Raw genomic sequence first — 1334 nt, forward strand, 5'->3', positions numbered from 1 at the left:
GGGGCGCGTCCGGGTCTCGGGATGTGAAATTGCCTTTGTAGTCCCGTCCGTCGCCGCGGTCCATGCCCGGTCGGCGGTCGGGATCGGGGGCGGCTTTCGTTCATCCAGCGGTCGATGCCGTTGCCCAGCATGCCCGCACCGCCCGCAGCGACCGTCCCGCCGGCGATGACCGCGGGAACGGCGATGGGGGAAGCGCCACCCACGGTGACGAGTTCCAGGCCCCCGCCTCCCACGATGGTGGCCACGCCACCGGCGATGCCGAGGATCCCGCCGAGGATCTCGAACACGATATCGGGATGCTCGAGGACGGTCTCGACGATCCCGCCGAGAAAGTTCAGGGTGGACACAAACGGCTGGACCACGCTCATGTCCACGGTGAGATAGACCGCGGCATCGATGGCTGCCTGCTGGGCCTGTTGTGGTGTCAGCGGGAGCGGGGCCGCGTTGCTCGCTTCCCCGATCGTGTTCGCGTACCCGGTTGCCAGCACGTCGAGCTGGTAGCGGGCATTCGCCAGTACCGCGCGTGCTTCCTGGTGCGCCGGCCCGGACGGATCGACGAACGGGACATCGACGTCGACGTGCCGCAGCCCGTGCCCGCGGCGAAGCTCGCGGACATACTCCTCATGCTGAACGAGCGCCGCCGCTGCTTGCGCCTCAGCCGCGTCCCACAACTCGATCGCGCGCGCCGCCTCGGCTTGGGCCCATTCCAGCGCGTTCGCGTAGTTGCCGAGTGCGTTCGCCGCGGACGTGAACACGTCACTCGTGTCCTGCCAGTACGCCAGCTGCGTGTGGAAACGCTCCAGATACCGGTCGTACGCGGCGCCGGTCCAGGTGCCCGCGTCATCCAGTTTCGCGAACGCATCACGCGTGGCGAGCGCCTTCCCCGCCGTCCTTGCCCATTCCGTGGCCCCGGACCGGGCGTTGGACACCGACCCCGGAATCAGGGCCATGGCGCTCTGCGTCTGCCCGAGCTCCATCAGAAGTCCCAGATCAGCGAGTCCAGCTCACGCTGGGCGGCATTCTGCCCCTCGTCGAAAATGCGCGCGGTGCTCGCGAGCTTGCCCGAGAACTCCGTCAGCTCGTCGACGCGCGACTGAAGCCCCGTCCCCCACTTCTCCGTGAAGAAGCCCACCGCTTCCTCGATACCCGCATGCCCCAACGACGTCGGGTGCGAGACCCTCGTACTCCCGAACCCCGCGGCAACCTGCGCAGCCCCCGCCGCCATGACCCGCAACTGATCCGTATCGACCCCATAGTCATCGTCCATCCCAGCCCCCAGACCGTGCCACATATAGTAGGCACGGCCGAGGTGCGAATGCACCGCTCGACCGAGA

General features: G+C 68.0%; 2 protein-coding genes. Both read right to left on the reverse strand.

Translation table 11 applies throughout. From position 1 onward, the window contains the following. On the reverse strand, positions 1-977 hold a 977-nt coding region (locus tag ACIQJ5_RS17475; RefSeq protein ID WP_402845654.1), incomplete at its 3' end, for a putative T7SS-secreted protein. Further along, positions 977-1334 (reverse strand): hypothetical protein (locus ACIQJ5_RS17480; RefSeq protein WP_402845656.1); only part of this gene is annotated, 358 nt, incomplete at its 5' end. The genes ACIQJ5_RS17480 and ACIQJ5_RS17475, both read right to left, overlap by 1 nt.

Origin of the sequence: Microbacterium sp. GXS0129 (assembly GCF_044769785.1) — a bacterium.
In the GTDB taxonomy this organism is placed as follows: Bacteria; Actinomycetota; Actinomycetes; order Actinomycetales; family Microbacteriaceae; genus Microbacterium; species Microbacterium nymphoidis.